Annotated in this window: 2 protein-coding genes; both read right to left on the bottom strand. The window is 41.2% G+C overall.

The window, feature by feature from the left end:
- Positions 1 to 331: 331 nt before the first annotated feature.
- A complete protein-coding gene (fic, locus tag RUMCAL_RS09410) occupies positions 332 to 880 on the bottom strand; it encodes a protein adenylyltransferase Fic (RefSeq protein WP_021682547.1) in 549 nt (182 codons plus the stop codon).
- 191 nt (positions 881 to 1,071) lie between these two features.
- Positions 1,072 to 1,450 (bottom strand): relaxase/mobilization nuclease domain-containing protein (locus RUMCAL_RS16285; protein WP_021682545.1); only part of this gene is annotated, 379 nt, incomplete at its 5' end.

Genomic DNA, 1,450 nt, shown 5'->3' with positions numbered 1-1,450 from the left:
TTGACTGCGTTTTTACAGACTTTTTTTCGGTGGGCCACTCCTTTTCTGAAATTACCGCTGCAATTTTTTCTTTTCCGCCGAAATACAAACTTTTCAACTGCACCATTTTCAAAAAGGGAAACAAAAACAGTCTGGAGTTTCTTTTTACGGAATTACTTGTGCCGTGTGCCAGGTAAAATTTCTTTGATTATTGTTTTCCCTCAATTCCCCCTATACCGACTTTTTTCGGATTTCCACAAGTTATCCCAGTTTTCCACGAAAAGAAAAAATGACTGAATTGCTCGGAATTGAAAATTAAAATAATCCGATGCAATCCAGTCATTTGGCTGCTCTATTTCTCGTACCCTTCATAATAATACGACTGTTCGATTCCCTTGAAAATCACTTCTCTGTCATCAACCTTATCCGTCAGATTCGGTTGTATCAGAAACCGCAGTTCCAGGTCGTTTATCGTACTTCTTTCCATTGCCTGCAAATACTGTACCTTATCAATTTTTGCCCAGTCCGTTACTTTCCCCAGACGTTTTTTGAGGATCATGTCCAGCCAGATTCTCGTGCTTCTGCCATTGCCCTCCATAAAAGGGTGTGCCACATTCATTTCCACATACTTTGCGATGATTTCCTCAAATGTGTTTTCAGGCATCTTCTCTACTGCCGAAAGAACTGCATCTAAGTACAAGCTGTTTGCAAAGCGGAAATTGCCCTTTGCAATATTTAAAGTTCTGATTTTTCCGGCAAAGTCGTACAACCCGTCAAAAAGTGCCTTGTGGATTGCCTGCAAACCTTTTACTGTACCAACTTCTATTCTATCGATCTCACCGCTTGAAAACAATCTTTTGGCATTTTCTAAGCTCTTTTCATCGATTTCCTTCGTCGTCATATCTTGTATCTCACTCCTAACGTGCAAGCTTTTGTATAGATTTATTATACCACATTTCTCTCATTTGCACAACAGCATTTTCAGAAAACTGGAATACTACAACAAAAATTAGACTTCCCACAACCCACTCCACACCCGCACTGAGAACAAGCCATTTCGCCACAATCCAGCCAAAACCCAAACAGGCTCAATCACACTGCCCTAACATCAGAAACGCCTTGACACCCATTTCCCTTCTCAGAACCATATTGCGTCACCCAGGATTTATCTCCTGTGACTTGCTTGATGTAGTCTAGAAAAGCATACAACTCTGATCTGTTCCCTGAAAGCATTGTCCCGTCTATATAGCTGACCGAGTTCATAACAAAATGAGCGTGATAGACAGAGGCACAACCGCCATATCTCTTTGAGCAGAGTTTTCGATGTATTGCATAAACGATCTGGTACTTGTCCGAGAAATAAGAGGCAATGCTCCGGCTCATAGATTCCGCCCGCTCATAATTATCACCCCAAGTCGATTTCGCATCATATACGATAATAAAATGAAATGCCGGATTTCCACTGGTCTTA

It is taken from the genome of Ruminococcus callidus ATCC 27760 (assembly GCF_000468015.1).
Taxonomy (GTDB): domain Bacteria; phylum Bacillota; class Clostridia; order Oscillospirales; family Ruminococcaceae; genus Ruminococcus_C; species Ruminococcus_C callidus.
This window is presented reverse-complemented; position numbering and strand designations above follow the sequence as displayed.

Coding starts and splice junctions, on each gene's coding strand:
- fic (WP_021682547.1), bottom strand. CDS start 880: ATGACGACGAAGGAAATCGATGAAAAGAGCTTAGAAAATGCCAAAAGA.